Source organism: Mucilaginibacter sp. OK283 (assembly GCF_900110415.1).
Lineage (GTDB): Bacteria > Bacteroidota > Bacteroidia > Sphingobacteriales > Sphingobacteriaceae > Mucilaginibacter.
Genome location: NZ_FODR01000007.1, coordinates 120675 through 138340 on the forward strand (window position 1 = coordinate 120675; position 17666 = coordinate 138340).

The following is a 17666-nucleotide window of genomic DNA, read 5'->3' on the forward strand; positions in this document are numbered from 1 at the left end:
TAATCCAACTCAATCAACCAATTACTTACTTTTTCTTAGCCGGCGCCTTTTTCTTGGCGGGGGCTTTTTTGGCCGCAGGTTTTGCGGCTGCTACCGTTTTACCAAAGCGGCCTTTTTTGGTGTCCTTAGGCATGGCATCAGCCAGGGCCTTGCACTCTTCATAAGTTAAGGTCAAGGGATCTTTATCCTTTGGTATCTTAACGTTAAGTTTGCCAAATTCAATATATGGCCCCCAGCGGCCGTTTAATACCTTTACTTCCGGGTCTTCATCAAACGCTTTAATCAGCTTTTCGGCATCTTTCTTACGTTTGGCTTCTATAAGTTCTATAGCCTGGTCTACCGTTACATCCAAGGGGTCAATATCCTTAGGTAACGATACAAATGCGCTGTTATGGCTAATGTATGGCCCGAAACGGCCGATAGCCACTTTCATTACCTTACCTTCATATTCGCCAACAACTTTGGGCAGCTTAAATAATTCAAGAGCCTCATCAATAGTAATGGTTTCAATGCTTTGGCCGGTCCTTAAACTGGCGTACAACGGCTTTTCTTCGTTCTCCTCGGTTGCACTTTCGCCAACCTGCACAAAGGGGCCGTAGCGGCCAATGCGTACGGATATCTTTTTACCATTTTCAGGGTGCACACCCAACTCTCTTTCGCCGGTTGCTTTATCAGCCGTTTCAATAGTGCTTTGCACACCTTTATGGAAAGGGTTATAAAAATCGTGCAGCATGGCTGTCCAGTCTTTTAAACCCTGGGCTATTTCGTCAAATTGCTTTTCAACGCTGGCGGTAAAGTTAAAATCTACAATTTCTTTAAAGTATTGTACCAAAAAGTCATTTACAACTGCGCCAATATCGGTAGGGAATAACTTGCCGCGCTCGGCACCGGTATTCTCTGTTTTTTGTTCTTTAACAATCTGGCCATCTTTAAGCACCATTATTCTGAAATTGCGCACTTTACCTTCACGCTCTTCTTTAACCACATAACCACGGTTTTGGATGGTAGATATGGTAGGGGCATAGGTAGATGGGCGGCCGATACCCAACTCCTCTAACTTTTTCACCAAGCTGGCCTCAGTATACCTTGCCGGCGGACGCGAGAAGCGTTCTGTTGCCGACATTTCCTGTAGCGCCAAACGCTGGCCACGGATTAAAGGTGGCAGCATCGCGTTTTCGCCGTCCTGTTGCGGTTCATCCTCGTCGTCGCTTGATTCAAGGTAAACCTTCAGAAAGCCATCAAATTTCATCACCTCGCCATTGGCTGTTAAATCCTCTTTACGGGTTGATATACTGATTTTTGCGGTGGTTTTCTCAAACTGCGCTTCACTCATTTGCGAGGCTATAGCCCGTTTCCAGATCAGTTCATAAAGGCGTTTTTCGTTCGATTCGCCGTTGATGGTATGGTTATTAAAATAGGTTGGCCTGATAGCTTCGTGAGCTTCCTGCGCGCTTGCATTTTTGGTTTTATATTTTCTTAGCTGATGATATTTTTCGCCATAAGCCGATATAATTTCACTTTGTGCGGCATTTAACGCGGTATCCGATAAGTTTACCGAGTCGGTACGCATATAGGTAATGTACCCTGCCTCATATAAACGCTGCGCTACCTGCATGGTGCGTGCTACCGAGTAGCCCAGTTTCCTGCTGGCTTCCTGCTGTAGGGTAGATGTGGTAAAAGGTGCAGCCGGTGATCGTTTAGCCGGTTTGGTTTCCAGCGAGCGTACGTCAAAATCGGCGCCGATACAATCCTGTAAAAATTTCTCGGCATCTTCTGGTTTGGCATAACGTTCGGCCAGTTCGGCTTTAAAAGCATCTTTGCCCTTACCAAATATGGCTACTATTTTAAAAGCAGCTTCGGCAGTAAATTTATTTACTTCGCGTTCCCTGTCAACAATTAATCGTACTGCTACTGATTGTACACGACCCGCAGATAAAGATGGCTTAACCTTTTTCCATAAAACAGGCGAGAGTTCAAAACCCACCAGCCTGTCTAATACACGGCGTGCCTGTTGTGCATTTACCAAATTGTAGTCAATTTTACGTGGCGTATCAATTGCCTTTAAAATGGCCGGTTTGGTTATTTCGTGAAAAACGATGCGTTTGGTGGTCGCATCTTTCAATCCTAAAGTGTCAAATAAGTGCCACGATATGGCTTCTCCCTCGCGGTCCTCATCCGATGCCAGCCAAACCATCTCTGCTTCTTTAGCTAATTTCTTCAATTCGCTCACTACCTGTTTTTTATCGGCAGGAACCTCATATTTTTGAGCGAAGTTGTTACCTATATCTATCGCATCTTCAGACTTTACCAAATCGCGGATATGCCCGTAGCTCGACTTCACAATAAAGTCTTTCCCAAGGTAACCCTCGATGGTTTTGGCTTTCGCCGGAGATTCAACTATCAGTAAATTTTTGGCCATTTAAGCAGTTATTTTTTGCAAATAAAACATAAAGAAAGCGAAACGCCAATTAGTTTTGCTAAAAACGTTGGAATATTAGCTGTGAAGATTGTACGAATGCCTCAATTTTGCAAAGATGCGGTATTGTTTCAAGAGCAGTTTTAATGCCTGTTTTTTTGATGTTTTGACATCGCTATGCACCCGGTTAAACACCGCCGGTTTTACACTATTTGATACTCAAAATGAAACTACATTAAAAATCCGCCGCCCAAAAGATCGTTGCCTTCATAAAAAACTGCCGATTGCCCGGGCGCGATACCGGATACATTATGATGAAAATCAACCTTCATGTGTTCGCCCATTTGTACAATGCTGCTGGTGGTACCGGCATCTTTATAACGAATTTTGGTAATAGCTTCAATAGGCTCCGGTATACTGGCGTATTTAACCAGGTTTAGGTTTTTAACCCAGGCCTGCTTGCGTTCCAATTCATCGGCTGTACCTAAGACTACGGTATTGGTGTTAGGATCAATACTGGTTACAAACATAGGTTGCCCCAGCGCAATGCCTAATCCTTTACGCTGACCGATGGTATAAAAGGGATATCCCTGGTGTTTGCCCACTACGGTGCCGTTTGCAAGCACAAAGTTGCCGCCGGCAACACGTTCTTCCAAATCTTCAACTTTATGCCTTAAAAACGATCTGTAGTCGTTATCGGGCACAAAGCAAATTTCGTAGCTTTCACTTTTACCGGCAAGCTCAATCTGCCCCATATCCATAGCCATTTGCCTGATCTCGGGTTTAGAAAAACTGCCTAAAGGGAATTTGGTGCGTGCCAGGTTCTTTTGAGAAACTCCCCACAGCACGTATGACTGATCTTTATTTTCGTCTTTACCTTTTGAAATTACATAGCGTCCATTATCCTGTAAACGTATATTGGCGTAATGCCCTGTAGCTATAAATTCGCAATCCAGTTTATCGGCACGTTTTAGCAAGGCTTCCCATTTAATGTGGGTATTGCATAACACACATGGGTTGGGGGTGCGGCCGGCCAGGTACTCGTCAACAAAGTTATCAATTACAAAATCGCCAAACTCATTGCGGATATCCAGGATATAATGCGGGAAGCCATAGCCAACGGCCAAAGCACGGGCATCATTAATGCTATCAAGGCTGCAGCAGCCCGTTTCTTTCGAGCTTCCGCCCGATGAGGCATAGTCCCAGGTTTTCATAGTGAGCCCGATAACTTCATAGCCCTGCTCATGCAGCATCACCGCTGCTACCGAACTATCAACGCCACCGCTCATTGCCACTAAGATCCTGCCATGCTTACTCATAATGGGCGCAAAGATACACTTTTGTGTTTTATGTTGATATAGGGGTTAGGTCAGGCGAGGGCAATAATTTAGTATCAAGTAGTGAGTATCAAGTATCAAGACTTTTTTGGTTCATTGGTTCACTTGTTCATTAGTTCATTGGTCTTTTCTGGTGGGATTGCCAGATAGATAGGAGGTATTTAGCCAAGAAGCTATTTGCCTGCGATGCCCGCGTTCCAATGAACCAATGAACCAATGAACCAATGAACTACCTGTAATGATAAAATATTCCCCTGTCAAACGGCGTCCACATGCAGGCGGTTTGGCCGCATGCTTTAAGAGCTTTATTGGCCCAGGTATTGCAGGTATAAAACATATTGTATTTTCGGTTGGCCTCGTAAAACGCGTCGCTGGTGCCGTAGTTGGCATTTGTTTTTATGTTGATGACATTTCCGGCGCTGTCTCGTTTGAAGCTGTCGTTAATAAAAGCTATCAGCCTTTTGTACTGATCATTGCTGATCATGATCTTTTTACAATTGTTGTTCTCCTGCATTGCCCGGTAATAAGTAGCGTGAATGGCCGAAGTACTTAAAGCGAAGGCGGCCTTAAACGCCGTACTAAACTTTAATTGCGACCAGGTAGGAGTGTTGAGGTAAAACCCCTTATCGCCCCAGCCAACTGCCAGGTATTTTGCCGTGGTATCGCGGCCCGTTGTATTTTGATACGGCATCTCTTTGCTCCAATCTGTCACATTACTTTTTACGGGAACTACAATGTCGGTGTGGTCGCCATTGGTAAGAATATATATGGCCACGTCGGCCGAAGTGCCGGATTCTTTTTTTACAGTCCATATCGAAAGTAAAAAAGCCGCCAGCAGGAAAAGCGCAACAAATACTACAAGGCCCAATGCAGTTCTTAAAAATATTTTCAGGATCTTTTTTATAATTATCATAATTGGCGACTGAGGTTGGGTTTGGTGTTAATACAATAAAAAGCACAAGGTAACCTTATGTTAACACTTATTTAATTTCCCGAATCGCTATTGTGCAATCAATGTGCCCCGAATTGTTATTGCAATACTCATAATTACTCTTTTATTCTTATTAATTATTGGTTAATTTATATTGATAATAATAGTTTTATATATTTTATATAAAGTGTGAGTTTATGTAGGTATAAGAGGTGTATTTTTAACGTGGCCAATTACCGCCAACATAAAAGCCCGTTGAATAAACAACAGGCTTTTACTTTTTAGGTTAATGTGGACGTATTAGCCGACACTCATCGGGCCAATTTAAGGGCTACCCCTTTTTATTAAGCCATTGCTTAATACGCGAATTGAGCAATATACCTGCAATGGTGCAGGCCACTAAAAGGTATACAATCATGATGTGCTTTGGCATTTTATTTTGGTTTATAATCTACAATAAATGTAACGGGGATGATACATTTATTGCAAGTGTTTATGAAAATAAATATCTAACCGGTTGAGAAAAAAAGTCAAATACTTAAACAAAACTAACACTTTGATATGATGTAGTTTCACTGGCCCGATTCAGCGTTTTATAATATAAAATTTGCGTTTATTTAAAATGAACAAAAAAACGCGTAAAAAAACATTTTTATAGCCAAAAAACGACATTTTAACGTAGTGTTACGCTAACACTATTTCAATGTTAAAACTAATTTATTGCTATTTTTTTAAAGAATAAATGTGCAGTTGACGATTCTAAAAGTTTTATAACTATTTATTAAAATAAACGTAAAAATGAAAATACCTATTGTAACATTCGGATTACAATATAAATTTGCTTTACCCTAATTAATTTAAAATGATAAGCCAATTAACGTTAGAACAAAAGCTTCAGGGCGTGATCTTAATGATCATTTGCTTTATTGCCGTAGCGAACTATTTAATTAAGTGAGTGCCGACAGAGAGAAGAGAAAATTAAGGTGCCTTTTTTGGAGGCGCCTTTTTTTGTGAAATAAATTTTGAGCCGATTTTCTGGGAGAGGGGCATACTTACATCTTTTATATTAAGATGTAAGGGTGGTATCTGCAATTATTAATAATCTTTTTACGGGTTTCTGGTTTGCCCGTTACCCTTAACAATCCATTTATAACTGGTAAGCTCCTCGAGACCCATAGGCCCCCGTGCATGGAGTTTTTGGGTACTGATGCCAATCTCGGCGCCTAAGCCAAATTGCGCGCCGTCTGTGAAGGCGGTGGATGCATTGGCGTAAACCGCTGCAGCGTCAACATCATTTAAAAAGGTGGCAATATTTTCGGCGTCCTCAGATATGATAGCCTCGCTGTGTTTAGAACTATTAATGGCGATATATTCAAGTGCCGCTTCAAAACTATCAACCGTTTTGATAGCCATCTTCATCGATAAAAATTCGGTGCCAAAATGCTCAGGCTGCGCTTTATGTAATAAAGCGTCAGGATAACTGGCTTTTAATGCTTCGTAAGCCCTTTCATCAGCAAATAACTCAACTTCTTTCTCACTGAGTACATGACTTAACCGGGGCAAGTCACTTAATCTTTCGGCATGAATAATCAGGCAATCAAGGGCGTTACATACACTCACCCTGCGGGTTTTGGCGTTGGCAATAATCTCAGCACCTTTTTCAAGGTTGCCTGTTAAATCAAAATAAGTATGTACAATACCTGCACCGGTTTCAATAACAGGTACTTTACTATTATCCCGCACAAAATCAATAAGCGACTGGCTGCCGCGTGGTATCAATACATCAACATATCCAATGGCATTTAGTAAAGCCGCCGTAGCCTCTCGTTCTGCAGGTAACAGGGTAACCATATTGGTATCTATGTGGTGCTTATTTAACACGTTATGAATTATGCCGATAATTGCACGGTTAGAGTAGTCGGCATCACTGCCGCCTTTTAAAGTACTGATGTTGCCCGTTTTAAAGCAGAGGGCGAATACATCAAAAGTAACATTGGGCCTGGCTTCATAAATTACACCAACAACACCTAATGGTACGCGCACTTTGGAAATAGACAGGCCATTGGGCATCTGCGCTTCTGAAAGCTGCTTGCCTAATGGGCTATCCAATTTTGCAACACTGATCATATCGGCAGCAATAGCTTCAATACGGGCTGCCGTGAGTTTCAACCTGTCATATTTAGGATCTTTCGGATCCATCAAATCAAGATCTTTTTGGTTTTCGGCTAATATCAGGTTGGTTTGGGCAATTGCTTCGGCGGCCACGTCCAATAAAACCTGGTTAATAAGGGCAGGGGCGAGGGTAGGTTTGCGGCCTGCAACCCGTGCGTTCTCGAAATATATATTGTAACTCATTGTTAACCTTGTAAATAAAGATAATCATAATGCACCAAAGGCTTTTGGTTTTTTTGCCCGATGCGTTCTTTGGCTTTGTCCGATCCGTATTCGGCGATTCCAAGGCCTATCAGCTTTTGGTTTTCATCCATTAGCTTAATAATATCGCCCTTTTTAAAGTCGGTTATTACTGCTGCAATTCCAACGGGCAGCAAACTCGTAGCCTTGCTGGATATCAACGCGGCTTTGGCACCCGCGTTAACTAAAACTGCACCTGTGGCCGATTTTTCGGAATGGGCTATCCATTTCTTTTTGCCCGATGCTGTTTTATTGGGGATAAACCGGGTATGGATCACTTTATTCTCCAATACATCAGTTAATATATTGTCGCGTTTGCCATTGGCAATGTGCACTGCAATACCCAACTGTGCCGTTTTTTGCGACATGGTTGATTTGGTGATCATTCCACCGCGGCCAAACTGCGATTTTCCTGAAGAAACAAAGGCTGCAAAATCAACTACCGAACCGGCCACCTCTTCAATGACGGCCGAGCCCGGCGCTTTAGGGTCACCGTTATATATGCCATCAACATTGGTTAGCACAATTAACGCCTGCGCGTTCAGCATAGATGCAATTAATCCGGCCAGTTCATCATTATCCGTAAACATCAGTTCGGTTACCGATACCACATCATTTTCGTTAACCACCGGTACAACCTGGTGCTGTAGCAGCAGGTCGAGGCAGTTTTTCATATTCAAATAATGCATCCTGTCCCTGAAATCCTCTTTGGTAACCAATACCTGCGAGCAAAGGATATCAAATTGTTCAAACAGCTGCGAATAAGTATTGATTAATTTTACCTGCCCGATAGAGGCTAAAAGCTGCCTTGCGGCAATAGCATCATATTTTTCGGATATGGTGATCAAACTCCGGCCGGAAGCGACGGCGCCCGATGACACCAGGATCACTTCTTTTCCTTGTTTTTTGATAGCGGCTATCTGCCCCACCAGATGTTCGATACGTTGCAGGTCGGGCAAGCCGTTTTCCTGGGTAAAAACATTGGAACCGATTTTGATGATGATACGCTGGTAATTGAAAGACATTATAAATTAGTACGGGTTGAGCCCCCAATATTACAAAATTGGGAGGGAAGAGGGCGAGATTATTTGAAAATATATCCACTAAAACAGTAGATATTATAGAAAAATATGAATTGAGCCTTGACACCGGGGAAAAAATTTCTATTTTTGTCGACTAATTCAATAGACTATGTATAATATTTACTCTTTTACTACTATCCCCCCTTTAAAAACGCAGCTAAATGTCATGTGTTGCTGTTGATAGCCCCAACCTTAAAGCTATTTTAACAGATAAAACAATAAACAGACATTAAATTATACTGATCCTTTTCATGAAAACACTTATAAATTCATTTAAACTTATAGCACTTTTTGTACTCCTCGTCCCGGCGATAAGCCATGCCCAGCTTAATGGTTCATACATCATCAGCGGAGTTGTAAAAGATGACCATGGCCAACCGTTAATAGGTACAACCGTTAGTATTAAAGGTACAACCAACAGCACTGCATCTGATAGTACCGGTAAATTCTCGTTAACCACCAGCGCTAAACTACCCTATACGTTAGTTTTTACGGCTGTGGGCTTTCAGCCGCAGGAATTTTTCGTTAAAAACGCCAACAGTGCACTAAATATCCAGTTAAGCAGTCAATCGTTATTGATTAACGAGGTGGTGGTAACCGCATCCCGTAAAGAAGAAAAGCTTTTACGGTCGCCGGTTGCCATTGAAAAGCTGAGTATTAACGCGCTTAAACAGTCGCCCGGCCCAAGCTTTTACGATGCTTTGGAAAACGTAAAGGGCGTGCAGATGACGACCACCAGTATAACACTTAAAGTGCCTAACACACGCGGTTTTAACAGCCCGAACAACTTCAGGTTTATGCAGCTGGTTGATGGTGTTGACATGCAATCGGCTACCTTAGGTGTTCCGCTGGGTAATGCCATTGGCCCAACCGAACTGGATATTGCCAGTATAGAAATTACGCCTGGTGCGGCAGCGGCGCTATATGGCACAAACGCCATCAACGGTTTATCAAACTTAATAACTAAAGATCCTTTTAGATACCAGGGCTTAAGTGTTTATCACCGCGAGGGTTTAAACCATGTGGGCAATGATAGGTTAGGTGCAAGCGCCCTTAATGAAACCGCTGTACGTTATGCCAAAGCATTTAACAATAAGTTCGCTTTTAAAGTAAACTTTAGCTACATGCAGGGTAAAGACTGGCAGTCTGATACCCGTAACGATCAAAACCCGTACTATTTAAAAACCGCAAACCCCGGTTTCCCGGCCTTAACGGGCACCAGCAACGCTGCTTATGACGGCTGGAACAAATATGGAGATGATGCCCTTGCCGGTAGCAATACCGTGTCAATAAAAGGCCTTACAGTTGATGGTAAAGCAATGCCAAATCTTACAGTTGCCCGTACAGGATACAACGAGGTTGATTTGGTTGATCCGAAAGTTACCAACCTGAAACTGGATGGTACATTATCTTATAAATTAACGCCTAATACTATACTGTCTTACACTTACCGTTACGGCAGGCTTGATGGTGTATTTCAACGAGGCAATAAAATATCGTTACAGGGCGCAACGGTGCAAAACCATAAAGTTGAGCTAAAAGGAAAAGAATTTCTGGTTCGCGCTTACGAATCGATAGAAAATACCGGTAACTCATTCAACGTAAAACCGCTGGCAGATAACCTGGATTTGAACCATGCCAGTAACTCGGCCTGGGGCACCACTTTTAAAAACGCGTTAAACGCCTATGGATCTGCAAACGGAGGTTTAACATCTGCAAATCTGGCCGCTGCCGAGCAAGCTGCAAGGGCTGCCGCAGATAAAGGCAGGGTAGAACCGGGTACTCCTGAATTTGATGCTTTGAGGAAAACCATCATAGGCATCAACAACTGGGATATTAAATCGAGCCTGATACCAAACGCACCGGTAACCGGCGGCGCGGCACTGGTGCAAAAAAGCCATATGTACAATGCCGAAGCGCAATGGGATTTAACAAGCCGGGTTAAGGTAGTTGACCTGTTAGTTGGTGGTGATGTGCGGGTATATGCCATTACCCCGGATGGTAACAACTTTGTTGACTTTAGCCGCCCGATTGCCGACAGGAACACACCTTTGGCCGATGGCAGCTTTGGTAAAGATGTGATCTACAAAAAGTATGGCGCGTTTACCCAGGTAACCAAAACATTCTTCGACGAAAAATTAAAACTCTTTGGATCGGTTAGATGGGATTATAACCCTTATTTCGACCCTAAATTTACACCTCGTTTGGCCGCCGTTTATACTTTGAATGAGAACCATAATTTCAGGTTCACGTTCCAGAATGGGTACCGCTTCCCTTCATTATTCGAGGCCCTGTCATATGTAAACAACGGACGTGTTAAACGTGTAGGCAGTTTGCCATTTATTAACGATGGCTTGGGTTATTTAGGCAATAGCTATACTCAAACTTCGGTAGCAAATTTTAACTCAGTTGTTAACGCGGCCGGCGGTACCGACCAGGTTGCCCTGGCCAACAGGAACCTGTTGAAAGTGGCCGATTTGCCACCCGCGCGTCCGGAACAGATCACTTCATATGAAGTAGGCTACAAAGGAATTGTATTAGATAATAAAGTGTTTATTGATATTGATGCCTACACCAACCGTTACGACGGATTTTTGGGCCAGGTACAGGTATTTGTACCAAATAGTACAACAGTGGGTACAGACGCCGCTGTATTAGCCATGCTTGATATTAACCGCGACCCAACAACAGGCACGTCCAGCAACGCTGCAAGCCAGGGGCAAAGCAGGTATCGCGTTTATACCAATGCTAAAAACATTTACCATAACTATGGTTCATCGGCAGGTATTAGTTATAACTTTTATAAAAGATATACCGTATCTGGTAACGTAAGTTTCAATAAACTAAAAGCCCAAACCACATCAGATATTTTTGTGACCGGTTTCAATACCCCTGAATGGTCGGGCAACCTATCGTTTGGTAACCGCGAAGTAGCCAAAAATGTAGGCTTTAACATCGTTTACAAATGGCAGGAGTCGTTCCTGTGGGAAAGTCCGTTGGTAACAGGCAAGGTGCCTGCAATTGGCACATTTGATGCCCAGGTTACTTATCGCGTTCCCGCTTACTACGCTACCTTTAAAGTTGGTGCAACCGATATTTTTAACAAACGTTATTATCAGTATGCCGGCGGCCCAACTATCGGTGGCTTATATTATGTATCGGTTACGCTTGATGGATTGCTTGCCGGTAAATAAGGAACGAATTTTAGTATAATAAGCAAAAAGCGGATGAGGGCAAGCCCATCCGCTTTTATTTTGAAAATGCCTGCCAAATCAATCGGCTATCACCTTTACTTCAATATTACCTCTTGTTGCTTTTGAATACGGACAACCCTTATGTGCAGCATCAGCCAGTTTTTGGGCCACATCCCAATCAACGCCAGGGATATGTACATGAAGCTCAGCAGATAAAGCATATGATGAAGCACCTTCCTTATTAAAAGTAATGTGCACATCAACTGTAGCTTGGGTAACATTTACGCCATCCCTGATACCTACCGAACCAAGTGCGCCCAGGTAACAAGCGCCCCATGCACCTGCAAACAATAATTCGGGGTTAGGATAACCATCTTCGCCTCCCATAGCCGCAGGAGCTTTTAGCTCCATATCGATTACGCCATCTTCAGATTTTATATGGCCGTCGCGGCCACCCTTTGCTGTTACTACAGCTGTATATACTTTTTCCATGATTCAATTCTGTTTATAAAAAAACGATGAATACGGGTTTATGTTTGTCGGAATTGAACTTAGCCTGTTTTAGCGATGTACATCTTCACACCTGATAGAACACACCTGATAGAACATTTAAACGTTTACTTACGCTTTTTTTAAGGCAAATTTCTAATAGATATCGCCGGCATTTAACAGAGAAAATTTAGCGTTGTGGTGATTTTACGCTTTTTACAATTATGGTAAAGTGACTTTTTTTTTGATTTTTGTTAATAAGTTTTATGTTGATAACCTCAATTGTTGATTGATTTTAATTAATTAAAGTATTGTTATTCAATATTTTAATAATTATTTGTTATTAACACCTGTTGTTAATAACATGTCTATAACAAATTTATTTTTTACTTGACAAAGGTGCTTTTTAGTCCCTATATTGTAATCATCAAGAACGACGTACTTTGACAACCTTTCAGGAAAACAGAAGTTGAATCGGGTGAATCTTCGGAGGAACTAAAGATCAAAAGAAGTTCACTGAGTCATATGAAAGAATTGAACTTACGAAAGTTTGTTCGAAGAAAGATTGTGACTAAATAAGGTACCAGGAACGATGCGGAACTCTACGGAGATCCAAAACAGAACTGGTGATATCGCGGTAGTAGATGGTTTGCAAAAACTGTAAACGAAGGCATATCGGTCATAGATACACAAAACTTGATGCCGCTGGGAAGCTACGGTTGAACAGGGGTTTGGAAACGGGAGTTCAAATCGAAAGAGGAGGCTCCCGTTTTCGCTTTTATAAGGTTTTTTATTTTCAGAATGCTTTTTCATTTTGAACAAACGTTAAAAAACCTAATTTAGTAGGATATGAATAAGGACGGCCAGCGTAACCAGAAGAAAATTTTTGTTTTAGATACCTCTGTGATCCTTTATGATCACAACGCCTTTCAAAACTTCCAGGAGCATGATGTAGCCATACCCATCCAGGTACTGGAAGAACTGGACAATAAAAAAAATGGCAACGATACCCGGAACTTCGAAGCCAGAAGTTTCATCCGGCTGATGGACGACCTGTCAAAAAACAACCTGGTAAATGAGTGGATTCCCTTGAACGGGAAAAGTAAAGGTAGTTTTAAAGTAGCCATGGATGTGAAAACCACAGCTACTGATGCCGAAGAAGTTTTTGGGTCGGACAAAATAGACCACCGCATATTAAACGTTGCCTTAGGCCTTCAGGAAGAATACCCTGCAAAAAAAGTGGTGCTGGTATCAAAAGATATCTGCCTGCGGCTTAAAGCCAAGTCGCTTAACTTGCATGCCGAGGACTACGAAACCGGTAAAATTAAAAACCTGGCCGAGCTATACACAGGTAAAACCGATGTAGATAAGGTTACCGAAAAAATTATTTCTCAGTTCAATAAGCAGGAAAATCTGTCTGCCGAAAGCTTGAGTGTACCACAGTACACCAATAATCATTTTTACATACTAAAGAGCAAAAAGAGCGATGTATCGGGGTTCTATAACGCGCAAACCCAACAACTGGAAAAAGTTACTGAGCAACCTGTATTTAATATTTTTCCCCGCAACATTGAGCAGGCTTTCGCCATTCATGCCTTGCTGCATCCGGATATTAAGTTGGTAACTATACAAGGCAATGCAGGCACAGGTAAAACTTTGCTGGCACTGGCCAGCGCATTGGAGCAGCGTAAATATTACCGCCAGATTTTTGTTACCCGCCCTATAGTACCGCTCAGTAATAAGGATATTGGCTTTTTACCTGGCGACATCAAATCCAAGATTGATCCGTATATGGCCCCCATTTGGGATAACCTAAAATTTATAAAAGATCAGTTTGCTGATGATGATAAAATGCAGGCTAAAATTGATGAACTCGTGAGTAATGATAAAATATCTATAGCCCCGCTGGCCTTTATCCGTGGCCGAACGTTGAGTAAGATATTCTTTATTGTAGACGAAGCTCAAAACCTTACCCCGCACGAGGTGAAAACCATCATATCGCGCGCAGGCGAGAACAGTAAGTTTGTATTTACAGGCGATATTTACCAGATTGATACACCTTACCTTGATGCCGAGAGTAACGGCTTATCATACCTGATTGATAAAGCCAAAGGGCACCCGCTTTACGCGCACATCACGTTGCAAAAAGGCGAACGGAGCGAACTGGCAAACTTGGCTACAGAATTGTTGTAAAAAGCCGTATATCACACCACATCGCTACCAGGGTCAAAACCTGTCTCCACGCACAAATAGGCCATATAAGTTGCCCGGCAAGATTCGGAGATATCGTACTAACGTATTTTTAAGTGACTCATTGTTAGTACTGTTTTTTTAACATATAGCAGACCTAATAAAAATATATGGCGGCTTGTATAGTTTGTCATGTTACCCTATGCTAACAATGCCATTTATACATATCTGAAAAGATAACAAAACACCCTAAAGTATGTACGTTACGTCCTTCTCAGGTACAGTAACTATATATCCTTCATCTTCCAGGGAAGCAGCCAACAGCTTCATGCTTTCTCCTTCGCCATGTACCAGGAATACGTTCTTCAGTTTTGATTTATCCTGCTGTTTTACATTATCTAAAAGGTCCTGATGGTCGCCGTGAGCACTTAGTACATCTGTTTGTTTAATAGTTGCATAAACGGCTAATTCGCGGTCTTTAATGTGAACGATAGGATCACCCCGCAATAAGCGGTGCCCCAGGGTTCCTTTGGCGCAATAGCCAATGAACAGGATGGTGCAGTAGTAATTTTGAATATTGTAAAATAAATGGTCCTGGATGCGGCCGCCCTCAAGCATTCCTGCTGAAGAAATGATGATACAGGGTTCCCAGTAATTAGAAATCTGGCGGCTATCTTTCAGGGTTTCTACATAAGTAAGGTTATCAAATTCAAACTCGTCACCTTTATCTTTATAAAAATCCTGAGCTTCCTGGTTTACCAGGCTATGATATTTACGGAAAATACCGGTTGCCATGGTTGCCATCGGGCTATCTACAAATACTTTTACGGCTGGTAATAGTCCTTCGGTAAAAATCTTGTTTAACGAATATACCAATGACTGCGTACGTCCTATGCTGAAAGCCGGGATAATTAAACGGCCTTGTTCTTTAATACATGCCTTTTCAATAACTTCTACAAGGGTTTCCTCTACCGATTTTCCTTTGGTGTGATAACGGCCGCCATACGTTGATTCTGATACCAGGAAGTCAACAGCTGGCAATTGCTGAGGATCATTTAATACGGGGTAATTTTTCCGGCCGATATCGCCGGTAAAGGCAATAGATTTTTCTTCGCCGTTTTCGGTTACTTTTAAAACAGCAGATGCTGCACCCAACAGGTGGCCAACCGGAATAAAAGTAAGCTCGATATCGCCGTTAATCCTGAACGGGCGATTAAAGCCAATGGTAACAAAACGTTCCACCGTATCCATCACGTGCTTTTGCAGATAAAGTGGCTGTGGGCCACCGCCCGAATTGAATTTGCCTTTACCGCGTTTGCGGTTACCCTTGCCTGCCTTATTCATGAAGATGCTTACAGAATCAAGCAATAATAGTTCGGTCAAATCGGCGGTAGGGGGAGTACATAATATCTGGCCGTTAAAGCCAAGCCTTACCAGTGTAGGTAAATTACCGGAGTGATCGATGTGCGCATGTGTAAGTATTACCACGTCGATCTCTTCCGGCCGGAAAGGAAAGTTTTCATTTGATTGTATGCTGCGGTCTTTCTCATAATCTAACCCGCAATCCACTAATATTTTGTATTGGCCTACCTGCAGCAAATGCATGCTGCCAGTTACCTGTCGGGCTGCCCCGTGTATGGTTAATTTCATTTTTGTTGGTCGATGGACCATGGACGATAGACCATAGTCTCTGCAAATCTTTTGCAGTGGTAATATATTAAAATAATCGCTACGGTCAATGGTCTACCGACGATGGATTAACTGGTTTGTGTTTCAAACTGTAGCTGGCTTAAATAACGATACAGCCCTTGTTCGTTGCCAATGAGTTCCTGGTGACTGCCACTTTCGATAATCTCACCTTTTTCCAGAACGATGATCTTATCAGCTTCACGAATAGTTGATAAACGGTGGGCGATAATGATAGACGTACGATCTTTCATTAACTCTTCCAAAGCTTCCTGTACCAGGCGTTCTGATTCAGAATCTAAGGATGAGGTTGCCTCATCCAATATCAAAATGGATGGATTTTTAAGCAATGCCCTTGCTATGGCAATGCGCTGGCGCTGCCCGCCTGAAAGTTTTACCCCCCGTTCGCCAACAATGGTTTCATAACCCTCGGGGAACGATAGTATAAACTGGTGCGCGTTTGCCCGTTTGGCTGCTTGTATAATATCTTCTTTTGATGCATTCAAGCGGCCATAAGCAATATTCTCTAATATCGATCCGCCGAAAAGCAACACATCCTGCGGAACTATGGCCACCTGGTTACGGATATCGGTTATTGAGTATTCGTAAGCCGTGCGGCCATCAAATAAAATAGTACCACTTTGCGGATGGTAAAATTGCAGTATTAACGATGCCATTGTAGATTTGCCCGAGCCACTTGGCCCAACAATAGCCACTTTTTGGCCGGCTGCAGCATCAAAGGAAATGCCTTTCAGGATAGTTAGCTCAGACCGGGATGGGTAGGCAAATACCACATTATCAAATGACAAATCGCCTTTAATAGGTTGGTCTATTTTGTTATTGCTTTCTACCATCGAAATGTCTTCGCCTTTTTCGGCCAGTATCTCTAACACACGCTCGCTTGCGCCAACTGCTTTTTGCAGGTTGGCATACAAGTCGGGGAAACTGCCCATGGCGGCCCCCACAAATATGGAGTACATGATAAACGTAGTTAAATCGCCCACAAGGATCTCGCCATGGCTAACCAATACCGACCCATACCAAATTACCCCGACAAAAGTCCCGAATAAGCAAAATACGATGAATGATGCAAAAATGCCGCGAAATTTGGCCCCTTTAACGGCGATATCAACTACGTTACGTAAAATTTTATCATACCGGGTAGCTTCGTAAGCCTCATTTACAAATGCTTTAACATTAGCTATCCCCTGCAAAGTTTCTTCAACAATTGTATTTGACTCCGCTAACTTATCCTGCGCCTGGCGTGAAAGTTTGCGAATGAACTTGCCAAAAAAAACGGCAAAAGCCACAAGAAAAGGCAGTATTGCCAATAAGGCAAGTGTTAACTTGATAGATACTATAGCTAATAAAATAACGCTCCCCACCATAATTACCAATTGCCTGATAATCTCGGCGATAGTGGTTGTCAACGTATCCTGAATTTGCGAAAGATCGGCAGAAATGCGGCTATTTAATTCACCAACGCGCCGGTTGGCAAAAAAATTCATAGGCAGCGTTATCAGCTTAAAATAAGTATCCCTGCGTATATCGGCCAAGGAACGCTCTGCAACCTGCACAAACCACACCACCCTAAAAAATGATATGAACGCCTGGCCGAACAGTATAATGAATCCGGCTATCGCTATGGCGTTTAAACTATGTGGTAAGTAGGGGTATTTATATTTACCTTGCGCCGCATCTATTAAAGCTCCCAGTATTGCCGGGAAAGCAAGGCCTACCAGACTGGAGATGAATAGGAACAATATTCCCGCTATAAATTTCCCCCGGTATGGTTTAATATAAGTGAGCAGTTTACGAATATTTTGGATGCTCTGCCTGTTGATTTTTGCTTTGGGTAGTTCGGCTTCTGCTTTAGCGCCACTGTTCAGTCTTCCTCGTGCCATTTATAGTTTTAAGTAGTTACCGGCG

10 protein-coding genes are annotated in these 17666 nt (G+C 42.5%); 2 read left to right on the plus strand and 8 right to left on the minus strand.

What is annotated here, in order from left to right:
- Positions 1–25: 25 nt before the first annotated feature.
- From topA to proB, 5 genes are all read right to left on the minus strand, one after another.
- A complete protein-coding gene (gene topA, locus BMX56_RS17120; RefSeq protein WP_090650671.1) occupies positions 26–2419 on the minus strand; it encodes a type I DNA topoisomerase in 2394 nt (797 codons plus the stop codon).
- A 227-nt stretch (positions 2420–2646) separates the two neighbouring features.
- A complete protein-coding gene (gene mnmA / locus BMX56_RS17125; protein ID WP_090650673.1) occupies positions 2647–3735 on the minus strand; it encodes a tRNA 2-thiouridine(34) synthase MnmA in 1089 nt (362 codons plus the stop codon).
- 247 nt (positions 3736–3982) lie between these two features.
- Positions 3983–4666, minus strand: coding sequence for a TIGR02117 family protein (locus BMX56_RS17130; RefSeq protein ID WP_218152440.1), 684 nt, complete (start codon positions 4664–4666; stop codon positions 3983–3985).
- A gap of 1125 nt (positions 4667–5791) precedes the next feature.
- Positions 5792–7039 (minus strand): glutamate-5-semialdehyde dehydrogenase, encoded by a 1248-nt coding sequence (locus BMX56_RS17135; RefSeq protein WP_090650676.1) that lies wholly within the window; start codon positions 7037–7039, stop codon positions 5792–5794.
- Between the two features lie 2 nt (positions 7040–7041).
- Positions 7042–8121: a glutamate 5-kinase gene (proB, locus tag BMX56_RS17140; protein ID WP_090650678.1), complete on the minus strand. Its 1080-nt coding sequence runs from the start codon at positions 8119–8121 to the stop codon at positions 7042–7044.
- A 308-nt stretch (positions 8122–8429) separates the two neighbouring features.
- Here proB and BMX56_RS17145 point away from each other — a divergent pair, with 308 nt between their 5' ends.
- On the plus strand, positions 8430–11372 hold the full coding sequence (locus BMX56_RS17145; protein ID WP_177183842.1) for a TonB-dependent receptor: 2943 nt from the start codon (positions 8430–8432) through the stop codon (positions 11370–11372).
- A gap of 78 nt (positions 11373–11450) precedes the next feature.
- Here BMX56_RS17145 and BMX56_RS17150 read toward each other — a convergent pair whose 3' ends face one another.
- Positions 11451–11864, minus strand: coding sequence for an Ohr family peroxiredoxin (locus tag BMX56_RS17150; protein WP_090650681.1), 414 nt, complete (start codon positions 11862–11864; stop codon positions 11451–11453).
- Positions 11865–12710: 846 nt separating this feature from the next.
- On the opposite strand from BMX56_RS17150, the gene BMX56_RS17155 reads away from it, so the two are divergent.
- Positions 12711–14054, plus strand: coding sequence for a PhoH family protein (locus BMX56_RS17155; protein WP_090650684.1), 1344 nt, complete (start codon positions 12711–12713; stop codon positions 14052–14054).
- Positions 14055–14300: 246 nt separating this feature from the next.
- Here the strand turns inward: BMX56_RS17155 and BMX56_RS17160 are convergent, their stop codons facing one another.
- Together BMX56_RS17160 and BMX56_RS17165 are read right to left on the minus strand one after the other, a co-directional pair.
- Positions 14301–15701, minus strand: a complete 1401-nt coding sequence (locus BMX56_RS17160; RefSeq protein WP_090650686.1) for an MBL fold metallo-hydrolase — start codon at positions 15699–15701, stop codon at positions 14301–14303.
- A gap of 107 nt (positions 15702–15808) precedes the next feature.
- On the minus strand, positions 15809–17641 hold the full coding sequence (locus BMX56_RS17165) for an ABC transporter ATP-binding protein (RefSeq protein ID WP_090650689.1): 1833 nt from the start codon (positions 17639–17641) through the stop codon (positions 15809–15811).
- Between the last annotated feature and the right edge of the window lie 25 nt (positions 17642–17666).